The sequence below is a fragment of the Alloacidobacterium sp. genome, from assembly GCF_035631355.1.
Lineage (GTDB): Bacteria > Acidobacteriota > Terriglobia > Terriglobales > Acidobacteriaceae > Alloacidobacterium.
The window spans coordinates 33,982-55,183 of record NZ_DASQIX010000084.1; the positions used below are offsets into that span (position 1 = coordinate 33,982).

Consider the following 21,202-nt stretch of genomic DNA (forward strand, 5'->3'; position numbering starts at 1 on the left):
CCCCGCATCATCGCGGGGCCGCGCTCTACATCGTTTAGACAGCTATTTCTTCTCCGGCTGTCCTGCCACCTGCAAGTTATTAGTCACGCTGAAAACTCCGGGCACGGAATTCGCGCGAATACCCGCGGCATCTTTATCACCCTGGTTCATGACTTCGCCATAAAGGGTGACATTGCCGTTCCTGACAGAAATACGAATCGGCTTACCCGGGTCAATGGCATATTTGTTCAGGCTGGGGAAGCCATAGACAGCTCGATAGGTCGCCATGCGGATGCGGTCATCCATCGGCGAAACCGGGTCCACCTGAATGTCATTGATAACGTCCTTCACGCCTTTCGTGTTGGCGGCAACTGCGACTGCTGAATCAGCGTCCACAGGGCCGTAAGCAGTTCCGGACAGGGTCACAACACCATTCTGCACATTTACGCCTATAGCGTTAAAGGCAGTCGTACCATAACCAACGCGGTCGTACTGGATCGCTTTGACCAGTTTGTCCTGCAACTGAGCATCAGGAATTTCCGGGCCGGCGACGTCAATCTGGTTCTCGACGCCTTTCACATTCTTGATTCTATGAACGCGCCTGTCAGCATCAGCTTTTTGATCGTAGACGTCCACCGTTCCTGTCAGTGTGACAATCCCGTCCTGAACGCTGGCTTTCACATTCTTGAACTGCGATTTGTTTAAGGCTTTGTTCTGGACATCCGCCTGTATGCTGGCATCATTCGTCTGTGCAGTCGCAACCGCGGAATGCGGTGCCATAGCAGAAGGTGAAATCGTCAGCAAAACCGCTGCTACAGCGGGAACAAGACCGCGCAATACCATTCTCATGTCGTGCTCTCCTCGCTTGCTGCAACCCTTGAAACAATCAGGAATTTCTGCAGCGTCTGTTACTTCGGACACATTCTACGCGCATTTAGATGCGCAGTTACTTGTAATTCTTTGGTGACTGGGTGAGCTAATGTGTAGGTCGCCTTTTTGATGGTTAACTCAATACTTTGGTTACAAGGAGCACAATCCTCTTTACCGATAACGCCTGTGCACTTTGAACATAAAACTGAAAACGCCGGATTCGTCGCGGACCGCCAGCACCGACGTAGACGCCGTTAGATTCACCTCCGCTTGAATCAACTGCTGCGCTGTCGAGTTGATGTTCGTCGCGTAAGTGAGGGTCGCATTCTTCGAAACTTGTTGAGACACCGTGATGCGCGCCGTCGAGTTGCCGATTGAACCCACCCACGACGGATCAATCTTTACACTTCCACCGCCAAATAGTTTCTGGATCCGGCTGCTGATGGTCGCGTTTAGCGCGCCGCCCAACAGGGCATCGGCAGCTGTATTTACGCCAGCCTGCTGCGCCTGCATGGAGTAGATCTGCTGCTCCTCCTGTGTGCGGCCCATCGCAAGCAGCGAAAAAATATCCTGTTGCGATAGCGGCGGCTCCGAACGGAACGATGGCGTCAGATTGCCTGGTGTGCCATGCAGCCCGATGGTGATGTCATAGTCCTCAACATGCGCGGTTGCATCGAGATCGATGGTTGGCTCGATGTGCACCGGGTTGTTGAAATAAATGTCCCCCCGCTGTAACTGATATTTCGTTCCCGCAAAGGTCGCGCTGCCTTCGGTAATGTTGATGTGTCCCAGCACGGTTGGTTGAGCGAGAGTGCCGCGCACGCGCAGGTCCACATCGCCCGCAAGCTTGGCGAATGAGTTTTGGAAGTCAAGTTCCGGCGCCGACGTGAGATGGATATCCAGCCTGATGCGGTTGGAAAAAGCATTGGGGTCAGGAGGGGGAGTAACACCGCTCGATGAGCCGGCGAAACTTGCGAAATCCAGATTCGGATTGATGGTAAACCGTGTCAGAAGCACGTTGCCGCTCAGCATCAGGCTGTTCTGAGTGCCTTGCAGCCGCAGCTTCGTGTTCACCATGGAACTGATTCCGGTGGGGTAGCGGATGCGGATATCGGTGCCGGTCGCGGTTAAATCGCAGTAGATGCCCTGCTGATAGGTGGCGTATCCGGTAACCTTCACCGTGCCGCCGCCTGTGGTCCCCTGCAGATTCTGCACCTGGAGGCGGTCCTGATCGAACTGCAGTGTGCCATTCAACTGGCTTATGCCATTCGGCAGGTCTCCTATGTTCATCGCGACGTTGGCCAGCTTTACCTGGCCACTCAGTTCCGGCCGCTCGAATGTCCCGCCCGCGTCCATGCTGAACGTGATCTGCCCGGTGGAAGTGACATTCGGATACAGCGTTTCCAGAAGCTTCATATTGATGCTTCCCTGGCCTTGCACATTCAGCCGATGGTTTGTGCGGAAGATGCCTATTCGCCCCTGGGCGCGCAGGTCGGTGTTATCTCCGGTAATGTGCAGCGGATCGAGGCTCAGAAGGCTATCCTTGAGCTGGGCATGCAGTGGCCCTTCACTCTTCAGCGGAACACTGCCGACCGCGAGCGCCAGTTGGCTGATCTGCGCATCACCCTGCAGTTGCCGCAAATTGCGCAACGGGCCCGATACGGTTACGCTCCCGGCAATCGATGAGTGCCAGGTCACACCCTGAACATGGAACATCTCCATGAAAGGATCGACATCTAGATTCGAAAGCGTGGCCTGGTCTTGTGTTGCATAATCGCCGGAAAGAGACGTTTTCCCATTCACCTGCAGTGCAGCCTTGCCCAGCCGACCGCTGGCAGTAAGCAATATATTTCCGTGATCGGTGTGTGCTTCTACATCTACCGCGCCATTCGTTTCGGCGCCTACTTTGATTTTAGTCAGGTGGGCATTGGCATGGATTGTGGGTGAATCCAGCGTTCCTGAGCCATCGGCAGCAAAGACAAGCTGGCCGCCGAGCGGGTACTTCGCATCCCGGAAGTGTTCTGTATGGCTTAGATCAAAGCCTTTACCCTCGGCCTGAAAGTGAAACTGCCTGGAGCGGATGCCTAACCCGCCATTTCCTGTAATCTGCCCGCCATTTTGTAGCAATGTAAGTTTTGATACACCGATCTCGTCTCCAGCAAACTTCAGGTCGGCATTCAGGCTGTGATAATGCTCGCCGTATGCCTCTCCTCCCTGAATGGCAAGATGCCCACCGCCATTCAGATTTCCCAAGGTTCCACCTGCATGAGCATTCAGATCAACCACGCCGGTTACAGGAAGGTTCTGTTCCGCAAGCGCCAGCACTTCGTCAAGCGCGGCGCCCTGTATTTTAACGTCCGCGCTGATCGGCGATTCATCATCAAAAGCGCTGTGATGCGGCGAAATATGATGCGCGTGCAGTTGTCCCGAAGCATGGATTGAAGTCTTGCCGCGAGTCAACGTTGCCTGTTGTATCGCAATCAATTGCGAAGAGTATTCCGCGTCCGTTGTGAGTGAGTCCCAGTGAATGGTTCTCTCTGTGGGCACAGGCATCTCCGGTTGTGCAGGTGTATTTGCCGGTTCTGGCTCTGCAGGCGCGCTTGCCTGTTTCACGGCGGGAGCTGGCTCCGCCGTCTTCGCTGGTATCAGCAGATCAAAGTTGCTGGCAACCAGATGGCCCTTCACGTCGGGATCGGGAAGACTGCCCGACACCGTGCCTTGGAACTGCGCCTGCCCCGCCAATCGAATAGGTAAAGCCTGCACGCCTTTCTTGCCATTCGCGGCAACTCCTAGAGCTGCAAGCGCCTCGTCAAACTCGCCGAGGTTTGTCGTTTCTACATTTACCTGCAGCGTAGAAGGACGGCTGATGGGATATACGCCCAGTCCGCCGGTCACTTCAAACTGCGTCGCAGGAGTCTGCGCTTGCAATTGCCTGATCTGGACGCTGCCGTTCTTCTGGAAGTAGGTCGCATCGACCATGCCCGACATGGGCACCTCTCCCGCAGGCGTGTGCGCGGAAGGCGTCATCGTTACATTCGCTCTCGCCGCAAGGTCTGAAGCGTCGCCTGTCCAGTCGAGGTACCCATCTCCCGACACAACGGTATCGAAACCCAGCTCTCCATATTGGGATGGGGCAACAAAAGCCATGACCGTACGCAGGGTGATTCCGTTCAGCTTTGCTCGAATCGTTCCTCTTCTTACAGTGGCCGATGCCGGCTGCCCCGGCTGCGCGAACGCCATGCCCAGCCAGTGCGCGACGCGCATTTCTGCCTCGATATTGCCGCCGCGCGCAATGTGCGCTCGCACTCCGGTAAGCGCCAGTTCCTGCTCCGTCGCGTGGAGCGCGGTGTCCACATCGACTCCGGAAATGTGCACAGTGTTGATGTGATAGGCCGCATCTCTGACCTTCGCCTGCCCATCCAGAACAAACTGCGTCCGCGTTCCCTGCCCTTTCAAATCGAGATCGACCAGGCCCCTATCAACACCCTCGACAGGCGCAAGCGCCATCACTTCTCTCACGTCCACTTTGCCCTGCATCGTCAGGTTCCAGCGTGGATTCGCAAAATCCTGCACGCTGGCCGTCGCCTTCAATACGGAAGGCCCGGTTTGTAACTGCAACTGCGATACATTCAGCAGGTTGCGGCCCATGTTCGCCGTAAGATTCAACTTTGAATGAAGAGGAGGGTTTTTCCCGCGACGCGCCGTGATGTCCGAAGCTTGCAGCGTTGCCTGATACTGGTCCTGTGGCGCCGCATACGTCACAACAATGCCGAGATCATTCGCTGCCAGGTCGAAAGGCGTGGCCTTCTTGTTAATCAGGGCAATGCCATTATGGATCTCAGTCCTGCCAACCTTGAGATCAAAAATCTCATCCTTGACCGACTTGCCGCTGCTCTCGGTTTTGGGGCGAGGCTGGTTTGTCGAGCCATCGGGATAAATGATGAGATGAAAAACAGGGTGGTCAGCCTCCAGATAATTCAGATCAATTCGAGGGTGGATGAAGGAAAGAATTTTGATCCGCACATAAATACGGTCAACATGCGCGTACGGAACTTCATTTGCCGCTTCCAGCCCATGAATCGTCAGGCCATCTGCCTCGAAAGCCAGATGCCGCACTGACCACTTGAACGCAGCGAGTTCCACACGTCCGCCAGTGGCATGTTCCAACGTGGCAATGAGCTTTTCGTGAACCAGGTTTTTGAATTGCGGCGTTGAGGCGTACCATGCGATTCCCCCAATTGCGAGCAGAATCAAAAAAACCACAGCTGCAAGGACCCGCAGCCATATTCTGCGCTTCGGCGCAGCCTGAGGCGTAGGGGTCGGAGCCGGCAAAGGCTGTGTGCTCATGCTCCGCCTCCATCCTCGTCATCGGAACTGTTGTTTTCCCCGAATCGAGAATCCAGAATCTGCACCGTACCCTGGTCACGCAGGCTTTGCAGCCAGTCGCGAAGCATGGAGTTTACCTGCTGCTGGAGCAGTATTTCCTGGATACGCGGGGACACGCTCTGCAGAGTTGGCGGCTTTTCCTTCATCTTCTCAAAGGTGGGTACTACGGTCGCTTCGTAATACTTCTGGATGTCTTGTCGCGTAATGCGAATGCCAGCGGCGAAGCGAACATTGATGAATTTGATTATCTCCAGGCGCTGCCGCCATCGGTTCTCCATCTCCTGTTCGGTGAGGCCGTTTTCTTTGAGAAACGCTTTCCATCCCTCCTCCGTTGCGCAGCCAATTTGCCTGCAAACGGGTATTTGCGTGCGCAACTCTGCGAGGCTTTTCTTTACCTCATCGTCGCTGATCGAGTAATTGATGACCTGTTGCGCTTTCATCTGCTGCAGAATCAGCGCCCGTCGGATCAAACGCTGCGCGGCGTTTACTTCAGTATTCTGGCCAGGAGGAACGCTGAGGGGCTGCAGGGCGGCGACGCGCATCTCTTCGCGCACATCGCTTTCAAGGAGAACATCCCCATTTACGATGGCAATGACACGATCCAGCACGACCGGAGTTTCACCAGTTGTCTGATTCTCTTGTGCACCGCCATTGGGACACAGGCAGACTACGGCCGTTATAAACGCGACGAGCAGTCCGATATGCCAGTGACGTTTCATCAGAATGCCTGTCCAATGCTGAAGAAGAAGTTGAAGTGCCCTGCTTCGCCCACGTGCGGCGGTATCGGGTTCGTTGGCGTACTGGAGTAGTCAATAATGACGGGATAGATAGGCGGATTCAAGTTATAGCTGAAGTCAAAACGGAGCGGCCCTACCGGCGTGTGATACCGCAAGCCTAGCCCAACAGCGTGCGAAAAATAATTAAAGCTGCAGAGCCCGGCCGCACCGATGGGGGAATTCGGGTGCGGCACAGATTGCTCTTCTTCATTTAGATTTCTACAACCTGCTCTATCCGGCTGCCTGAAACGGATAAAGCTGGGCCAGATGTCCTTGGCGTACTCAAAGACATTACCCATGTCATGAAATAGAACAAAACCCAAGCTGTTACCTATATATGGCAGAGTGGGACTGGGCATACGCAGTTCCGTGCTGTTGACAAACGCGCCCGTGCCGCCAATGGGAAAGCCGGTCAGCGAATCGCGCGGCCCAGCGGCGTTGATGGCAAACCCACGGTGCGACTGCGCACCGCCTGCATACAGACGTTCGGGCAACGGGACCAGGTCGTATTGCGAGCCGCCGTACGCGTGCTCCGCGGCGATGCGGGTACTGCGCGCCAATATCCAGGTATTCAATTTGCCGAACTTGTAATAGCTGGCGTTCGTTCCGTCGATGCGATTGAAGTCTGCCTCAGAGCCAAAATGCTTATCTACCCAGTTGTCCTGGACTGTGTTGTAGGTACCGCTGCCTGCATCAAGAGGAGAAGGCACCCGGGTATCACGAATCCATGTGATGCCCGGTCCGCCCACCCGGACCGGCTGCGAAACCAGCGGAATCTGATCCGGAGCCACCTGTACACTGTTGGGATCAACTTTGACGCGGCGATATCCAAAGGAATAAATGAGCGTATTTGGCTTGTTTACTTTATGCGTGAAGCGCACAGTTCCTTCGAGCCTTGACGAGGCATAGGTTGTTACGTCCTGTGCATTCGTGTATCCACCGGTGAGAAGGAAGTTAAATTTCGGATTCCCCCGAAAATGCGGATCCGAAAAGCTCGCCAGAACACGCTGCTCGAGTGTGCCGAGTGTCGTGTTGAGGGAAATGGATTTGTCCGTACCGCGAAGATTGATGCGAGAGATGTTGAATAGAACCGCTGGACTTACGCCGGTCTTGCCATTCGGGCTGCATGTATAGGTTGAAGGATTGATCCCGAGCTGGATCAATTGCTCCGGCGTGAGATTGTTGCAATTGCTCTGTGGATTGCCGGTCTGCGCCTGAAATCCGAATCCATAGCTGAGGTCCCAGCGCCGCGCTTCTGTGAATTGCAACAATACATTTTTTCGTAATTCATCGCCTCCCGGATTCTGCACAGCGGTATTGACCTGGTTGAACAGCGTCAGGTCGTAGAGTTTCCGCTGCGTATCCAGCAGTGCTGTCTGATTTAAGGGATCTCCCGGATGAATCAGCACGCGGTCTTCCACCGTACTTGGTCGCGTGTAGTGGAGGCCGGAAATCAGAACGCGGTTAACGAAAAACTGTTCACCCTCTCTCACTGTGATCGTTACATCGATAAGGTCAGGATTCTGGGGCGAGGGCCGCTGCAGCAGGTCAACCTGCACATCCTGGAAACCGTGACTAAGGTAGTACGTGAGAATCGCATCGTGGTCCTGCGTCACATTGAGCGATGAGTAAGGCTGGCCGGACTGGGTATTGAGCAGAGGAGTCAGTTCAGAAAGCTGGATTTTGCTGGTTCCATTGATCACATAAGCACCAATTCGTTGCTGTACGCCCTCATCGATGGCATAATTTACGCTGATCCGCGCATATTTTGAGTTTTGCCCCGCATTGCCGGTATCGATGTCTTTCACTTGCGGCGTCACCTTCACATTGCTGAAACCGTTACTTTGATACAGAGCCGTAATCGAGTTCACGTCGGCCTGCGCCAGGGCCTGGCTGTACATGCCACGACGATTGACGACGCTCGACTTCACTACACTCAATCGCGGCAAAATGGTGTCCGTGTCGAAATATTTATTTCCGCTGACGGTCACCTCAGTCACAGAATGCTTAACCCCAGGAGTGACTGTGTACGTAATGATGGAGTGCTGCGGGTCTTTCCGTTGTTCAGCGTGTGTTACTTTTACCTCGAAATAGCCTTCGCGTTGGAAGTAGTCTCGAATACGGCGGTCGCCTTCATGCAGCAGATCATCATCAACACTGCCTTCTTCATAGACAGGCACAAGGTTCCGGATTTTACCCTTGCTGAGTGAAACTCCATCGACATTAATTTCTACAATCGGTCCGCGCTCCGCGGAAAATCCGTAGTCCAGGTGGTTAGATGGTGGCTGATAAGTGCGCGAATCCAGCTTGAGGCTTGCTTCCAGACGGTCCTGTTTTCGATAGTTTTTGCGCAGACGATTCAAAGCATTGCTCACCGTATCGCGCGTCACTTTTGAATCCTGTTTCAGTTTGCCCTTCTTGCGGAATTGGTCAACCGTCATGCCGCTGTCACCCTTTACCCCTACATCGCCCACGCGCGCCTGTTTGCCTTGTTCAATCTGAAAAGCCACATTGACCTGTGAATTTGCCTCATCGATGCTGGTGCTGGCAAAGATTTTCGCCGCATAGTAGCCGTTTTCCGCCAGCGTCTGCTGCATAAGCGTCTGCGCCTGCATGAGTTTGCTATCAGTGAATACGGTCCCTGCATTCATGCGTGTCGAGCGCTCCAGCACGCCGGAAAGCCTCTCGGTGTTCACCCCATTTACCGTCACACGGCCGATAAAAAGATTGGGAACACCATCGAATATGATGGTCACGGTATTGCCGTTGCGCAGACCCTCAACCTGAATTGTCTTGTAAAGGCCGGTTTCATAAAGACGCCGCAGGCTTTCGCGGACTTTAAGCGGATCAAGTGGCTGTTGTGGTTGTTGCGCCAACTGGTCCGGTAGAGGGGCGAGCCTCTCCGCGGAAACTCCCCGAAACTGTATTGCTTCTACATGCAGGCTCGCCCAACTTCGCAGCGTCAAGTTGTCTGCCGCACCCGCTGTCTGTTGAGCGCCGACTGTGCCACGAGCTTCCTCGGCGTTTGCAAAGCCGCAAAAAGCGAGGCACATCAAAATTACGAGGTTGAACCAACGCATCGCCTGCCAACAGGCGCTTGTCCAGGATTTGCAGCGAGAATCCAATCGGCCCCTCAAATGCGTCGAAAGAATGAAATCCAGCCCTGTCCACGCCAAGAACCCCCAACATCCAATGAAGGCTCCATCCATTCTCTATACTAAAGAACAAGCCAATGCCGAGCGCACAGTTAACAGAGAGGTACTCCCGTCAAATTTTGTATCCCGGAATCGGGCCCGAGGGACAGCGAAAACTGGAAGCGGCGCATGTTGGCATTGTTGGCTGCGGGGCCACCGGAGCTGCCGTAGCATCTTTGCTCGCGCGCGCTGGAGTCGGTACGCTGATCATCATCGACCGCGACTATGTTGAGGAGAGTAATCTTCAGCGCCAGGTGCTCTTTGACGAGACAGACGCAAAACTGGCGCTCCCAAAAGCAGAGGCCGCCCGCCGGAAAATCGCTCTCTTTAACAGTGAGATCAGTGTCCATGCCCACATCGCTGATTTGATTCCGGCAAATATCCACCAGTTGCTACGTGATGCAGACCTTGTGCTCGACGCAAGTGACAATTTTGAGACCCGCTACCTGATCAACGACTACGCGGTTGAACAAAGCAAACCCTGGATATATGCCGCTGCCATTGGTGCCTATGCTGTCACCATGAACATCCTTCCCGGGGAAACCGCATGCCTTGCATGCATCTTTCCCAAGCCGCCCAGCGGCACAATCGAAACCTGCGACACCGCCGGCATTCTCAATTCAGCAGTCAACCTCGCTGCTTCCATCGAAGTGACAGAAGGATTCAAACTGCTCACCGGATCAAAAGACATGCTGCGCCGCAGCCTGCTGTCTTTTGATCTATGGACTAACGAGCGCTCGGAGGTGTCAACGAACCGTCCACGGCCTGACTGTGAAGTTTGCCAGCGGCGTGACTTCGCGCACCTGCGCGGCGAAGGCCGCCCTCACATCACTCTCTGCGGCCGGAACTCAGTTCAGATCCATGAGCACGAGCGCCCCGTCGACTTCGGTGAACTCGAGGCAAGACTCAAGTCGCACGGCAAAGTCCGGTCCAATAATCTTTTGCTCCGTTTTGAACGCGGCGCTCATGTCATCACTGTCTTCGCTGACGGACGGGCACTGATTCAAGGGACAACAGATGTCATTCAGGCCCGAAGCCTGTATGCCCGCTTCATCGGCTCTTGACTAAGGGACAAGCTGCTGCCTGGCAACCATTTGCGCTGGATTGTCCTCCTATTTACAACTCGCAACGTATGCCATCCCGATCAGTGTCCTATGCATTCAGCTCAGACCAAATCGAATTATGGATTGACGGGAGAAGCAAAGCGTGGAATTTTCAAGACAGGTGGAGTGCGGATGAGCGCAGGACCTACGCAGCCCAGATCGGAACCCAGACCACCAGTAAGACACATGCGCAGAAATCCTCCGATTGCCGGAGAAGCAGAAGCCATCGCCCAGGCCCAGGCAGGCGATGGGGAATCGTTTGAGATTCTCTACTCGCTGCATAAACGCCGCGTCTATTCGCTCTGCCTGCGCATGCTCGGCAATGTTGCGGAGGCCGAAGACCTCACGCAGGAAGCCTTTTTACAGCTCCATCGCAAAATCGGTACCTTCCGCGGCGACTCAGCGTTTTCGACATGGTTGCATCGCCTCGCGGTTAACGTGGTGCTCATGCACTTGCGCAAGAAAGGCCTGCCGCAGATATCGCTCGAGGAGGCACTCGAGCCTTCCCAGGAAGATGGCCCTCGGAGAGACCTTGGCGAACGCGACCTTGTTCTCTCCGGTTCTCTCGACCGAGTCGCGCTTGAACGCGCAGTGGAAAATCTGCCTCCTGGCTATCGGCTCGTCTTCGTACTGCATGATGTGGAAGGGTACGAACACAATGAAATCGCCGACATGCTCAACTGCTCCATCGGCAACAGTAAATCGCAACTGCACAAAGCGCGAATGAAGCTTCGCGACCTCCTGCGCTCCGGACAACGGAAAGAGGAGTCGGTCGCATGAGTAACACTCGCGACAGGAAATCAATGAATTGCGCAGAATTTCAGGAAAGTCTCCCCGAACTCTTTGAGTCGGGCGCGAATGTTAGCCGCAATGAGCATGTGCTCGGCTGCGAAAATTGCTCTGCCCTGGTGCGCGATCTCGAATACATCGCCGCGCAGGCCAAGCTTCTGCTACCGATCCATGACCCCAGCCCGTCAGTCTGGGACAATATTCAGTCAGCCATTCGCAATGAAACGGACCACAAGACCCGGGCGCATACCGGCAAGCTGCCGTAGTCTTAACCTGCTTCGGTTCTTATAATGCAGAGAACGCATGGAGACGAAGCCGAATTTTCCGGCCTGCATTTCGCGCATTGTGCTCGTAGGATTCATGGGCGCCGGCAAATCCACTGTTGGCTCCCTGCTGGCGCGCCTGTTGCAATGGCGCTTCCTCGACGCAGACAATGTCATTGAGGACAGTGCGCGTAAATCCATTGCTGACATTTTCAGCCACAACGGTGAAATTGCTTTCCGCGCCCTGGAAGCCCAGGTCATTAATGATCTTGTGCGCGAAGACCGCCTGGTTCTAGCACTGGGTGGGGGAGCCGTCGAAACACCCTCCATTCGCGAGGCCCTGTTCGTAAACCCGGAAACATGCGTCGTATTTCTTCACGCTCCGCTTGAAATCATGATCGCGCGCTGTGAGCAGCAGCCCGGCGCCGCCCTCCGTCCAGTGCTGCAGAATCGCGAACACCTGCGCAGCCGCTTCGAGTCCCGCCTTTCCTACTACTATGCAGCACATCTTGTCATTGAAACAGCCTCGCTTACGGCGGAAGAAACATCGCATCAGATATTCAAGACAGTCAGTGCTCTCCTTAAGGAAAATACTTTGGCATGAGCGAACCCCCCATCGCGGTTCCAACAGATACAACGATCAAGCAGACCCGGTCACTGCGTAGCGACATAGTCTTCACTTTTGCACTCGCCCTCGGGCTGTATCTCGCATGGGTTGTGCGCGATGTGCTGGTGCTGCTCTACGTCAGCGCCCTCTTCGCCGTCGTATTAATGCCGGTAGTCAACGGCATCATGAAGCTGCGTATCGGCGGCTGGAAGCCTGGTCGAGGGATTGCCATACTTATTCTGTTGCTCGCAGTCGGGGGCTTTGCTACGTTGTTTTTCGTCTTCGCGCTGCCTCCAGTGATGCGTGACCTGCGCGAGTTTTTCAACGAATTGCCGACGCGCGGACCTGAGCTGCTGTCGCGCATTCGACATGTCCCTTTTATGCAGCGTGTCAACGTGAGCGTGCTCAACACCAAATTGCAGGATTTTGCCACGAATTTCGCCACCTATCTGCTTCTCTCCATACGCGACTGGGCCACTAAGCTCTTCTATGTCGTCGCCGGCATTGTTCTCACCATCTATTTCATGCTTGAAGGTGAAGCTGCCTACCATTGGGTCTTAAGCTTCTTCCCTGTGGACATGCGGCAGCGGCTGGATGTAGCCTTGGCGCGCGCCGAAAGGCGCATGGGCAAATGGCTGCTCGGCCAGGCCAGCCTGATGTTGATTCTCGGCCTATCGAGCACCATCGTCTTCCTCGCGCTGCATGTGCGCTACGCCTATGCGCTCGGTGTGCTTATGGGCGTGTTTAATATCGTTCCAATTGCGGGAGCGGTCATTACCGTCTCGCTTGCAATCCTTGTTGCCGCCATAGATTCATGGACCCGTGTGCTTGGGGTGGCCATCTTTTACGCCATTTATGCACAGGTTGAAACCTCATTTTTGACACCGCGTATCATGCGCTCGAGCGTCGATCTCCCCGGAATCGCCATCATCGTCGCGCTGCTTTTAGGCGCGGCCTTCGACGGCATCATTGGCGCAATGGTCGCTGTGCCGACCGCCGTTCTCGTCACTGTTCTGCTGGATGAATATGCAGTGCAGCCGGAGCCAATTATCTCAGCGCCTCATCCTGTTACCGAAGTTCAAGCTTGAAAATTGAAAGACTTTCTCCGGGAATCAGTTGCTGCGACTCAATGGTCCCATCGCTTGTTATCATGGGGAGTGGCCCCAGGCGCACAATTAGATTTCGTCCGAGCCGTACCCTCATGACGCCCGCCGTCCCCGCATCTTCTGTCATCGAAGACCAGGTCATCTCGCCCGGCGAGGCTGTGACTGCAGAACACCCACATCTGCGCGCCGGCGAGACCGCATCCCGTATCGCCGATTACGCGGAGCTATTTAAATTTCGCGTTACCGCGCTGGTCGTGATGACTGCGTGGGCCGGCTTTTATCTCGGCTCCATGCGCAGCGGCATCAGCAGCATCCAGCCGGGACTCATCGCTGCCCTAGTCGGCATCGGCCTGGTCTCCGCCGGTTCCGCAGCCTTAAACGAGGCCTTGGAGCGCAAACTCGACGCACGAATGATTCGTACCGCTCAGCGCCCCATGGCATCGGGACGTATCAGCCTGCCGCATGGTGTCCTGCTGGGTATGGCAGCTATCATTTCTGGCTCCCTATGGCTCACATACGAAACAAATCCCCTTACAGGGGCACTGACGCTCATTACTGCGTTCAGCTATGTGGCCATCTATACGCCGCTCAAGCGCCACACAACGTTGGCAACCTTCATTGGCGCGTTTCCGGGCGCCATGCCTCCGCTACTCGGCTGGACCGCAGTGCGCGGAGCAATCGAGTGGCCTGCTGTCGCCTTGTTCGCGATTCTCTTCGTCTGGCAGTTCCCGCATTTCATGGCCATCGCGTGGCTTTATAAAGAAGACTATGGCCGAGCGGGAATCCGCATGCTGCCGGTCGTGCAGCCAGACGGCTGGTCTACCGTACTCGAAGCCCTGACCTATGCCGTGCTCATGGTTCCCGTAAGCCTGCTGCCGGTGTATCTGCACTTTGCCGGGAAGATCTATGGTGTGACCGCAGCGATTCTCAGTATCGTCTATCTGGGATACACAATTCGGTTCGCCCGCATCACACGCGCGCGCAGCATTGTCGAATCGAAAATGTACGCGCGCGATCTGCTGAAAGTGAGCGTTATTTATCTGCCCGTGCTTTTGACAGTCCTAATGCTGAATGCGCTGGGAAAGTGAAAAGTATGAGTACTGCTCCCAATTTTGTCATCCGACCGGAGTCGAAGGCGGAGCAGAGAGCCTGCCGTGAGCGTAGCCGAAGGGGACCTGCGGTTAGGATTTTTCCAAGTCCGACAAACTAAACATGGCAACAACAACACAATTCGAGAAAATACAATCTCTCGCCAACCCTCAGGTTCCCGCGCCCATCTCTCTCAACGCGCTCTCGCATAACTATGGCTCGCGCCTCGCCCTTGACCACCTCACTTTCGACGTGCGTCCGGCGGAAATCTTTGGCCTACTAGGACCCAACGGCAGCGGCAAGACCACTCTATTTCGCATCCTTTCGACATTGATGGTGCCAACCGGCGGCCATGCTTTCTTGCAGGGATTCGACGCCGCTCGCGAACCGAATAGAGTTCGCCAGCAGATTGGCATTGTCTTTCAGGCGCGCAGCCTCGACATCAAGCTCACGGTCGCTGAAAATCTCAAGCACCAGGGCCATCTTTACGGACTGAAAGGCACACATCTCAAACGCCGTATCAACGAGGTTCTCTCCCGTGTGGGTCTGCTTGATCGCGCCAAAGATGCTGTCGAAACGCTGTCTGGAGGAATGCAGCGCCGCGTAGAACTGGCCAAGGGCCTTATCCATTCCCCCTCAGTCCTCCTGCTCGACGAGCCTTCCACCGGCCTCGACCCCGGCGCGCGACGCGACGTGTGGCAATACCTGCGCATGTTGCGCGACGATGAAGGCGTTACGGTTCTCGTGACCACGCACTTAATGGAAGAGGCCGAACACTGCGACCGACTCGCTATCCTGAGTGAAGGCAAACTTGTCGCGCTCGGCTCCCCCTTTGAATTGAAATCGGAAATCGGTGGCGATGTGGTGACGTTTGAAACTGCAAGCGAGGCCGATGCCGCAGACCTTGCGCAAAAGATCGCCAACCGCTTCATTATTTCGCCGTCTGTGCTCGGCCACTCCGTCCGCCTCGAACGTGAACAAGGCCACAAATTCGTGACCGATGTCGTCGAAGCTTTTCCCGGACTGGTCGAAAGCATATCTGTCGCCAAACCAAGCCTGGAAGATGTCTTCATCCAGCGCACCGGGCACCGCTTCTGGACAGAACAGGAAGAAGCCGCAAAGGAGCGCATATAACCATGGCCACCATCGTTGCAACCGCTCCCGCGCCACGCATTCAGCAAACCAGGAAGGTAGGTATCTGGACGCCCGCCTACACCCTCTGGCTGCGCGAGATCGTCCGCTTCTACCGCCAGAAAGCTCGTGTCGTCGGCGTTATCGCTTCTCCTATACTGTTCTGGTTTGTTCTCGGCTCCGGCTTCGCGCATAGCTTCCACACCGGAAGCGAAGGCTCCAATCAATACCTGGGATATTTCTTTCCCGGCGCTGTCGTCATGATCGTGCTCTTCACCGCGATCTTCAGCATGATGTCGCTGATTCAGGACCGCAATGAAGGCTTTCTGCTCTCAGTCATGGCCGCGCCCGTCAGCCGTTCGTCCATCGTGCTCGGCAAAGTCCTGGGAGGCGCAACCCTCGCCGCGATCCAGGGGATTGTCTTTCTCGTCTTCACGCCGTTGATAGGTGTGCACCCTAACCTCGAAGCTATCGGCGTCAGCATCGCCGCTATCATCATGATCAGCTTCGAGCTCACCGCACTCGGCTTCGCCATTGCCTGGCCTATGGACTCGCCGCAGGCATTCCACGCGATCGTGAACCTGATCCTGCTGCCTCTCTGGATGCTCTCCGGCGCGATCTTTCCGGCAAGCGGCGCCTCTGGCTGGCTCCGTACGCTTATGCGGATCAACCCGCTGACTTACGGGACCGACGCGCTGCGTAACGCGCTCTTTCCCGCGCAGCAGACAGATTTCCCGCTGACGACCAACCTGACCGTGACCATCGCCTTCTGCGCGCTGACCTTCGCCGCATCCTGGGCCATTGTCAACCACCGGACAAATAAACCGTCTGCATGACTCTTTACAAAGTTGTCATCCTGAGCGGAGCGAAGGATCTGTTTTTGTGAACGATAGACCGCGCGAAGCGCACTCCAAATAGGGCTTCACCAGTGCAAGGACAAACAACACAAGCCGAGACCACAAGCCGCGCGCCCATCGCAACCATCATCGGAATCAGCGTTGCCGCCACGCTCTTTCTGCTTTGGCTGATTTATGTGCATCCGCCATCGCAGGAATATGCTTCGCGTCTGCTCTTCCTGCCCACGCTGAACGCCCTCTTTAACGCCATGAGCGCCGCTGCGCTAGTCATTGGCTTTTCTTACATTCGCAAGCGCAACATCGCGGCGCATCGTGCATCGATGCTCACAGCCTTTGCCTTCTCCGTGCTTTTTCTAATCACCTATACAACCAACCATGCTCTGCATGGAGAAATGCGCTTTGCCGGACACGGCCCCATCCGCACAGCCTATCTCGCTCTGCTCATCAGCCATATACTGCTGTCAGCCGTGGCGCTGCCGCTGATTCTGATTACGTTTTTCTTTTCGCTCTCGGGCCGCTTTCCACAGCACAAGAAAATTGCCCGTTATACGCTGCCGATCTGGCTGTATGTCTCTATCACTGGCGTTGTAGTTTATGCGATGCTGGCAGCATGGCGCTGAAGGATTAGCATGTCGCTTGTGACCGAACAATCGCCGGAGCATCAGCCGTTGTCAGAAAGCGCCGAGCCCCGGACCCATCTTGGACAAGGCGACGGAACTCGACAACTCCTGCAATCCGGCCTCGGAACATTTACCGCCGGCATAATTGCCGCCGCGCTCGCACAGTTTGCCTTCGGCGGCATCGGCCCGCAAGGCCCACATACCAACTCCGGATGGCTAACCCTCATCGTCGCCCTCATGTGTCTGCCCTTTGGCCTGTTGCTGTCGCTGCTTGGAATAGCGAAGTGGCTACGACTCAGGTCTCAAAGAAGCACGGCACTGTCCTCAGGGCATACCGACGCTATAAAGCGTCACCGATAATAGTCGGGAAAGCCTCATGCATAGGCGTGTGGCTCTTCTTGGGCCAGGTCAGGCATGCCCGACCCAGCGTGTGGAGTGCAGTCGCAGAAATGCACGTCATCACAATGCTCGTGTACATTAGGGTCACATATTGATTTCACTACTGAATGTCTGCCGTCCCGCATAGCGGTATTTAAGACAGCCCGCAGTGCATTCGCAGGAAAACTAAGGAGCTGAGATGGTCACTAGAAGGGAGTTTCTCGACACGCTAGCTGTTGGAGCAGCGGGCTTGGCGATTGGCGCAACGGCAAAGAGCTACGCTCAAATTTTGGGATCGAACGAGCGCCTTAATTTTGCAGTGATTGGCCTGAATGGACGCGCTTACGCGCATTTGTCATCGCTGAAAGCAAATAAGGACGCGGCGTGCATCTCTCATGTCTGCGATGTGGACAGCAACATTCTGGAGAAGTTCGCCGGGAACGCGCAAAAAGAACTCGGCTATGCACCAGCGACTGACAAGGACTACCGCAAAGTGCTCGCCTCAAAAGATTTAGACGCGATCACCATCGCAACGCCTGACCATTGGCATACCCCGCTTGCGATTGCGGGCCTGCAGGCGGGCAAGCACGTCTATGTGGAGAAGCCGTGCAGTCACAATCCGGCTGAAGGCGCACTGCTGGTGGAGGCACAGCAGAAATACAGAAAGCTGGTCCAGATGGGCACGCAACAACGCTCGTCAAAGCACACGATCGAAATCGTTAACAAAATCCATGATGGGCTGATCGGCAGACCGTACTTTGCGAAGGCCTGGTACAGCAACACGCGCAAATCCATTGGTGTGGGGAAAGAAATTCCGGTCCCCGCTTCGCTCGACTGGGACCTGTGGCAGGGCCCCGCTCCGCGACGGCCATATAAGGACAACCTCCATCCTTACAACTGGCACTGGTTCTGGATCTACGGCACAGGCGAGACACTGAACAATGGGACACATGAAGTGGATGTCTGTCGCTGGGCCTTAGGCGTGGATTATCCGAATCGCGTGACGGCTTCAGGCGGGCGATATCAGTTCAAAGATGACTGGCAGTTCTACGACACGCTGGTCACGAGCTTTGAATACGACGACAAACTACTGACCTGGGAGGGCAAGTGCTGCCAGGGGATGAAGTATTACGGACGCGACCGCGGATCGACGATCATGGGCACGTCCGGGACTGTGCTTGTAGATCGCGATGGATATGAAGTGTACGACCTGCATGGCAGGAAGACGGATGAGTATAAGACCGGCAGCGCGACAAGTTCCGCCGATCTCACAGGCCGCGACTCGATGACCGACGACCATTTTGCGAACTTCATCGCGGGTATTCGTAAGGGCGAAAAACTGAATGCTCCGATTGCGGTTGGGAATGTAGCGGTAACCATGCTTCAGCTTTCCAATATCGCGTGGAAGGTGCAGCGCGAGTTGAATCTGGATTCAAAGAATGGAAAGATTCTCGGCGATTCTGAAGCGATGAAGGGATGGTCACGCGAATATGAGAAAGGCTGGGAGCCCCAGATCTAAATATAGATCATCGAAGCTTGGCGATAAAGCTGTTCCTGGACTACAGTTGCCGATCTCCAATGCTGCACCAAGACTTTTCCACATTCCAAATTCCGCCCAGAGAAGCATGTCCCTCTCAACCGTTCACCGGCAGCACCAAAGGTGTTGCCTGTTTCTATCTTTCCCGAAGCATGTTTTTTTATAAGGGCATTCAGCGCCAACTGAAATGGATCACGTTAATCGGAAGAGGTGATGCATGGAACCAGTCCCTCGACCCACCGGGTAGGCAGCTTTGAGAGCTGCGCTTACGTAGGCCTTAGCTTCCATAGCTGCCTTTTCGGGACTTCGTCCAGCAATCAGCTGACAGAGCAGCGCCGATGAAAAAGCGCAACCCGTCCCGTGAGTGGACTGAGTTTCAACTCGCTCGCCTTTGACCCACTGCCCCTTCCCATTGGGCGTAAGGAGGAAATCGTCTACGCTGTCGAGATGGCCTCCCGTAGCTACAATGTGCAGGTCACGATTGCCACCCTCGCTGGTCAGGAATTGGAGACGCGCTGCCGCGTCGGGTACATCCTCTCTTACTGAAGCTGGCGAACCAGCCAGCACGGCCAGCTCTTCAATATTCGGCGTTACCCAGCCAACAAGAGGCAGCAATTCTGAACGCAAAGCAGCCACGCCTTCCGGGCTGAGCAACTCCCTGCCCGAACTGGATCGAATGACGGGGTCGAGGACGATCCGCTGACGCCCGATTCCAGACTTGGCCAGAAACTGGGCGGTTTTGCTGACCGCATCTGCTGTCGCCAACATGCCAACCTTTACCCCGTTTGGAAGAACGTCTTCGAGCAGATCGTCCAGGGTTTCGCGGACGGTTTGCGGCGCAACCGGCTCAACCCGTTTTACTCCCATGCTCGATTGCACAGTTAAGGCAGTGATGCAGGCTATTCCGTATATATTATGGGCAGCAAAGACTTTAAGATCGGCCGTGATTCCTGCGCCACAGGATGGGTCAAAGCCGGCAATGGTGAGCGCAATGGGTCTGGCGGAAAACTTGGCATCTGCTCGCATTTCAGCTTGCACATCCTCGTTCATCGTGTTTTCATCTTAACCGTCGAATCTGCCTTCGTCATTGGACGTTCAAACTGCGTCAATTTGCTACCACAGATGTTACATTCTGGCAAGCGAAAACTGAGGATAAATACTGATATTGGTTTGACTTAGCCTTATTGGCTCCATACAATTTGTACATGGAGGACTATGAACGCTATCGTAACCGATACGAACAGACGGATTCCTAAGCTCTCGACGTATGCTGGGCTTGTCCTGGCTGCCATGCTTGGGCTTTTCGGCATGAAGGCCGATGTTCCGGCCACCATTCATAACCCGCAACCGTCCGCGCTTCCCGACAATGACCTCGGGAAAAATACTGATATTGCTGGCAAAAGGCGCCACTGGTATCAGATTGGCCGTGCATCCTGGTATGGCGAAGAGCTCCAGGGACAGCCGACGGCGAGCGGTGAAGACTTTGATATGAATCAACTTACGTGCGCCCACCGCAGCCTCCCGCTTGGCTCGATGGTGCGCGTCACGAACCTCCGCAACCACAAGACCATTGTGGTTCGCGTGAATGATCGCGGCCCGATGCCGCAAAACCGCGTGGTCGATCTTTCTTACGCCGCCGCGCGCTTCCTTGGTTTTAGCAGCAGGGGGACGGCGCCTGTGCGCCTGGATCTTGTGAATACAAAGAACGATTTGGCCCAGTTGAGCTATCCGCTGACTCCCGCGGCAGCCAGGCCGTAAAATCTTCTTTGACATGGTTCTTACTCGAAGTGTGTCTAGCGCTGCCGATAAGCTGATTGTCGCCCTCGACTTTCCCAACGCCTCGCAGGCGCTCGCGCTTGTGGATCAGCTTGAGGGGCGCTGCCGCTGGTTTAAAGTCGGCCTGGAGCTGTATATTTCGGCAGGAAATCACGTCGTTTTAGAGCTGAAAAAGCGCCATTTTGGTGTCTTTTTAGACCTTAAATTGCACGATATTCCAAACACGGTAGCTGGGGCGGTTCGTTCTGTTGCCGGACTTGGAGCCGACCTGCTGACCGTTCATGCAGGCGGCGGTCCGGCCATGCTTGCGGCTGCGGCTGAGGCCGCTGCGGGGTTGCCGCAGGCGTCGCGTTTGCTGGCGGTCACTGTTCTAACGAGCATGGATGCAGCGCAATTGGCCGCGACGGGGATTGCTGCCAGGCCAGCCGAGCAGGCTCTCAGGCTGGCTAAAGTAGCGCACGAATCGGGAATTCAGGGACTGGTTTGCAGCCCGGAAGAGGCGGCACAGATGCGCCATGAGCTTCCCGGCTCGATTCTCGTGACGCCGGGGATTCGGCCTGTCGGGGCATCTGTCGGAGATCAGAAGCGTGTGGCTACTCCCGCAGCGGCATTATCGGCAGGGGCGGATTATCTGGTTGTGGGACGTCCTATAACGCTGGCTAAAGACCCGGTTCTGGCAGCTGAAGCTATTCTCAGCGAAATTGCATTTGTAAAATGAGACGAACGGTTGTTTACCATTGG

18 protein-coding genes are annotated in these 21,202 nt (G+C 55.3%); 13 read left to right on the forward strand and 5 right to left on the reverse strand.

The annotated features are described in order from the left end of the window. Window positions 1-42: 42 nt before the first annotated feature. The 4 genes from VEV40_RS15480 to VEV40_RS15495 all read right to left on the reverse strand — a co-directional run bounded on the left by VEV40_RS15480 (window position 43) and on the right by VEV40_RS15495 (window position 9,091). Window positions 43-828, reverse strand: coding sequence for a BON domain-containing protein (locus VEV40_RS15480; RefSeq protein ID WP_324833609.1), 786 nt, complete (start codon window positions 826-828; stop codon window positions 43-45). A 192-nt stretch (window positions 829-1,020) separates the two neighbouring features. Then, complete coding sequence (locus VEV40_RS15485) at window positions 1,021-5,196, reverse strand: translocation/assembly module TamB domain-containing protein (protein WP_324833610.1); 4,176 nt, start codon at window positions 5,194-5,196, stop codon at window positions 1,021-1,023. Next, window positions 5,193-5,954, reverse strand: coding sequence for a SurA N-terminal domain-containing protein (locus VEV40_RS15490; protein ID WP_324833611.1), 762 nt, complete (start codon window positions 5,952-5,954; stop codon window positions 5,193-5,195). Before VEV40_RS15490 ends, VEV40_RS15485 begins: the two co-directional genes overlap by 4 nt. Next, entirely contained in the window at window positions 5,954-9,091 is a 3,138-nt protein-coding gene (locus VEV40_RS15495) for a BamA/OMP85 family outer membrane protein (protein ID WP_324833613.1), read from the reverse strand. The genes VEV40_RS15490 and VEV40_RS15495 overlap by 1 nt, the downstream gene beginning before the upstream one ends. A gap of 152 nt (window positions 9,092-9,243) precedes the next feature. Here VEV40_RS15495 and VEV40_RS15500 point away from each other — a divergent pair, with 152 nt between their 5' ends. From VEV40_RS15500 to VEV40_RS15550, 11 genes are all read left to right on the forward strand, one after another. After that, complete coding sequence (locus VEV40_RS15500) at window positions 9,244-10,269, forward strand: ThiF family adenylyltransferase (protein WP_324833614.1); 1,026 nt, start codon at window positions 9,244-9,246, stop codon at window positions 10,267-10,269. 225 nt (window positions 10,270-10,494) lie between these two features. Next, the gene (locus VEV40_RS15505) at window positions 10,495-11,088 is read left to right on the forward strand and encodes an RNA polymerase sigma factor (protein WP_324833616.1); all 594 of its coding nucleotides are present in this window, start codon (window positions 10,495-10,497) and stop codon (window positions 11,086-11,088) included. Then, window positions 11,085-11,363 carry a hypothetical protein gene (locus tag VEV40_RS15510; RefSeq protein ID WP_324833617.1) on the forward strand — a complete coding sequence of 93 codons (279 nt, stop codon included), beginning with the start codon at window positions 11,085-11,087 and terminating at the stop codon, window positions 11,361-11,363. The genes VEV40_RS15505 and VEV40_RS15510 overlap by 4 nt, the downstream gene beginning before the upstream one ends. Window positions 11,364-11,400: 37 nt before the next feature. Beyond that, the gene (locus VEV40_RS15515) at window positions 11,401-11,964 is read left to right on the forward strand and encodes a shikimate kinase (protein ID WP_324833619.1); all 564 of its coding nucleotides are present in this window, start codon (window positions 11,401-11,403) and stop codon (window positions 11,962-11,964) included. Next, window positions 11,961-13,055, forward strand: a complete 1,095-nt coding sequence (locus tag VEV40_RS15520) for an AI-2E family transporter (protein ID WP_324833620.1) — start codon at window positions 11,961-11,963, stop codon at window positions 13,053-13,055. The genes VEV40_RS15515 and VEV40_RS15520 overlap by 4 nt, the downstream gene beginning before the upstream one ends. A gap of 113 nt (window positions 13,056-13,168) precedes the next feature. Beyond that, window positions 13,169-14,161: a heme o synthase gene (gene cyoE, locus VEV40_RS15525; RefSeq protein WP_324833622.1), complete on the forward strand. Its 993-nt coding sequence runs from the start codon at window positions 13,169-13,171 to the stop codon at window positions 14,159-14,161. A gap of 124 nt (window positions 14,162-14,285) precedes the next feature. Further along, window positions 14,286-15,296, forward strand: a complete 1,011-nt coding sequence (locus VEV40_RS15530) for an ABC transporter ATP-binding protein (protein ID WP_324833623.1) — start codon at window positions 14,286-14,288, stop codon at window positions 15,294-15,296. A 2-nt stretch (window positions 15,297-15,298) separates the two neighbouring features. Continuing rightward, the gene (locus VEV40_RS15535) at window positions 15,299-16,129 is read left to right on the forward strand and encodes an ABC transporter permease (protein ID WP_324833625.1); all 831 of its coding nucleotides are present in this window, start codon (window positions 15,299-15,301) and stop codon (window positions 16,127-16,129) included. 92 nt (window positions 16,130-16,221) lie between these two features. After that, the gene (locus tag VEV40_RS15540; RefSeq protein WP_324833626.1) at window positions 16,222-16,770 is read left to right on the forward strand and encodes a DUF420 domain-containing protein; all 549 of its coding nucleotides are present in this window, start codon (window positions 16,222-16,224) and stop codon (window positions 16,768-16,770) included. Between the two features lie 9 nt (window positions 16,771-16,779). Continuing rightward, a complete protein-coding gene (locus tag VEV40_RS15545; protein ID WP_324833628.1) occupies window positions 16,780-17,130 on the forward strand; it encodes a hypothetical protein in 351 nt (116 codons plus the stop codon). Between the two features lie 217 nt (window positions 17,131-17,347). Further along, window positions 17,348-18,667 (forward strand): Gfo/Idh/MocA family oxidoreductase, encoded by a 1,320-nt coding sequence (locus VEV40_RS15550; protein WP_324833630.1) that lies wholly within the window; start codon window positions 17,348-17,350, stop codon window positions 18,665-18,667. Between the two features lie 210 nt (window positions 18,668-18,877). Here the strand turns inward: VEV40_RS15550 and thiD are convergent, their stop codons facing one another. Further along, window positions 18,878-19,711, reverse strand: coding sequence for a bifunctional hydroxymethylpyrimidine kinase/phosphomethylpyrimidine kinase (gene thiD, locus VEV40_RS15555; RefSeq protein ID WP_324833632.1), 834 nt, complete (start codon window positions 19,709-19,711; stop codon window positions 18,878-18,880). A 189-nt stretch (window positions 19,712-19,900) separates the two neighbouring features. On the opposite strand from thiD, the gene VEV40_RS15560 reads away from it, so the two are divergent. Both VEV40_RS15560 and pyrF read left to right on the forward strand, forming a co-directional pair. After that, window positions 19,901-20,443, forward strand: coding sequence for a septal ring lytic transglycosylase RlpA family protein (locus VEV40_RS15560; protein WP_324833634.1), 543 nt, complete (start codon window positions 19,901-19,903; stop codon window positions 20,441-20,443). 31 nt (window positions 20,444-20,474) lie between these two features. Beyond that, entirely contained in the window at window positions 20,475-21,179 is a 705-nt protein-coding gene (pyrF, locus tag VEV40_RS15565) for an orotidine-5'-phosphate decarboxylase (RefSeq protein ID WP_324833636.1), read from the forward strand. The last annotated feature ends 23 nt before the right edge of the window (window positions 21,180-21,202 follow it).

Excerpts from the sequence above, each read along its gene's own strand:
- VEV40_RS15480 (WP_324833609.1), bottom strand. The coding sequence starts at position 828 with ATGAGAATGGTATTGCGCGGTCTTGTTCCCGCTGTAGCAGCGGTTTTG.
- VEV40_RS15485 (WP_324833610.1), bottom strand. The coding sequence starts at position 5,196 with ATGAGCACACAGCCTTTGCCGGCTCCGACCCCTACGCCTCAGGCTGCG.
- VEV40_RS15490 (WP_324833611.1), bottom strand. The coding sequence starts at position 5,954 with ATGAAACGTCACTGGCATATCGGACTGCTCGTCGCGTTTATAACGGCC.
- VEV40_RS15495 (WP_324833613.1), bottom strand. The coding sequence starts at position 9,091 with ATGCGTTGGTTCAACCTCGTAATTTTGATGTGCCTCGCTTTTTGCGGC.
- VEV40_RS15500 (WP_324833614.1), top strand. The coding sequence starts at position 9,244 with ATGCCGAGCGCACAGTTAACAGAGAGGTACTCCCGTCAAATTTTGTAT.
- VEV40_RS15505 (WP_324833616.1), top strand. The coding sequence starts at position 10,495 with ATGCGCAGAAATCCTCCGATTGCCGGAGAAGCAGAAGCCATCGCCCAG.
- VEV40_RS15510 (WP_324833617.1), top strand. The coding sequence starts at position 11,085 with ATGAGTAACACTCGCGACAGGAAATCAATGAATTGCGCAGAATTTCAG.
- VEV40_RS15515 (WP_324833619.1), top strand. The coding sequence starts at position 11,401 with ATGGAGACGAAGCCGAATTTTCCGGCCTGCATTTCGCGCATTGTGCTC.
- VEV40_RS15520 (WP_324833620.1), top strand. The coding sequence starts at position 11,961 with ATGAGCGAACCCCCCATCGCGGTTCCAACAGATACAACGATCAAGCAG.
- cyoE (WP_324833622.1), top strand. The coding sequence starts at position 13,169 with ATGACGCCCGCCGTCCCCGCATCTTCTGTCATCGAAGACCAGGTCATC.
- VEV40_RS15530 (WP_324833623.1), top strand. The coding sequence starts at position 14,286 with ATGGCAACAACAACACAATTCGAGAAAATACAATCTCTCGCCAACCCT.
- VEV40_RS15535 (WP_324833625.1), top strand. The coding sequence starts at position 15,299 with ATGGCCACCATCGTTGCAACCGCTCCCGCGCCACGCATTCAGCAAACC.
- VEV40_RS15545 (WP_324833628.1), top strand. The coding sequence starts at position 16,780 with ATGTCGCTTGTGACCGAACAATCGCCGGAGCATCAGCCGTTGTCAGAA.
- VEV40_RS15550 (WP_324833630.1), top strand. The coding sequence starts at position 17,348 with ATGGTCACTAGAAGGGAGTTTCTCGACACGCTAGCTGTTGGAGCAGCG.
- thiD (WP_324833632.1), bottom strand. The coding sequence starts at position 19,711 with ATGCGAGCAGATGCCAAGTTTTCCGCCAGACCCATTGCGCTCACCATT.
- VEV40_RS15560 (WP_324833634.1), top strand. The coding sequence starts at position 19,901 with ATGAACGCTATCGTAACCGATACGAACAGACGGATTCCTAAGCTCTCG.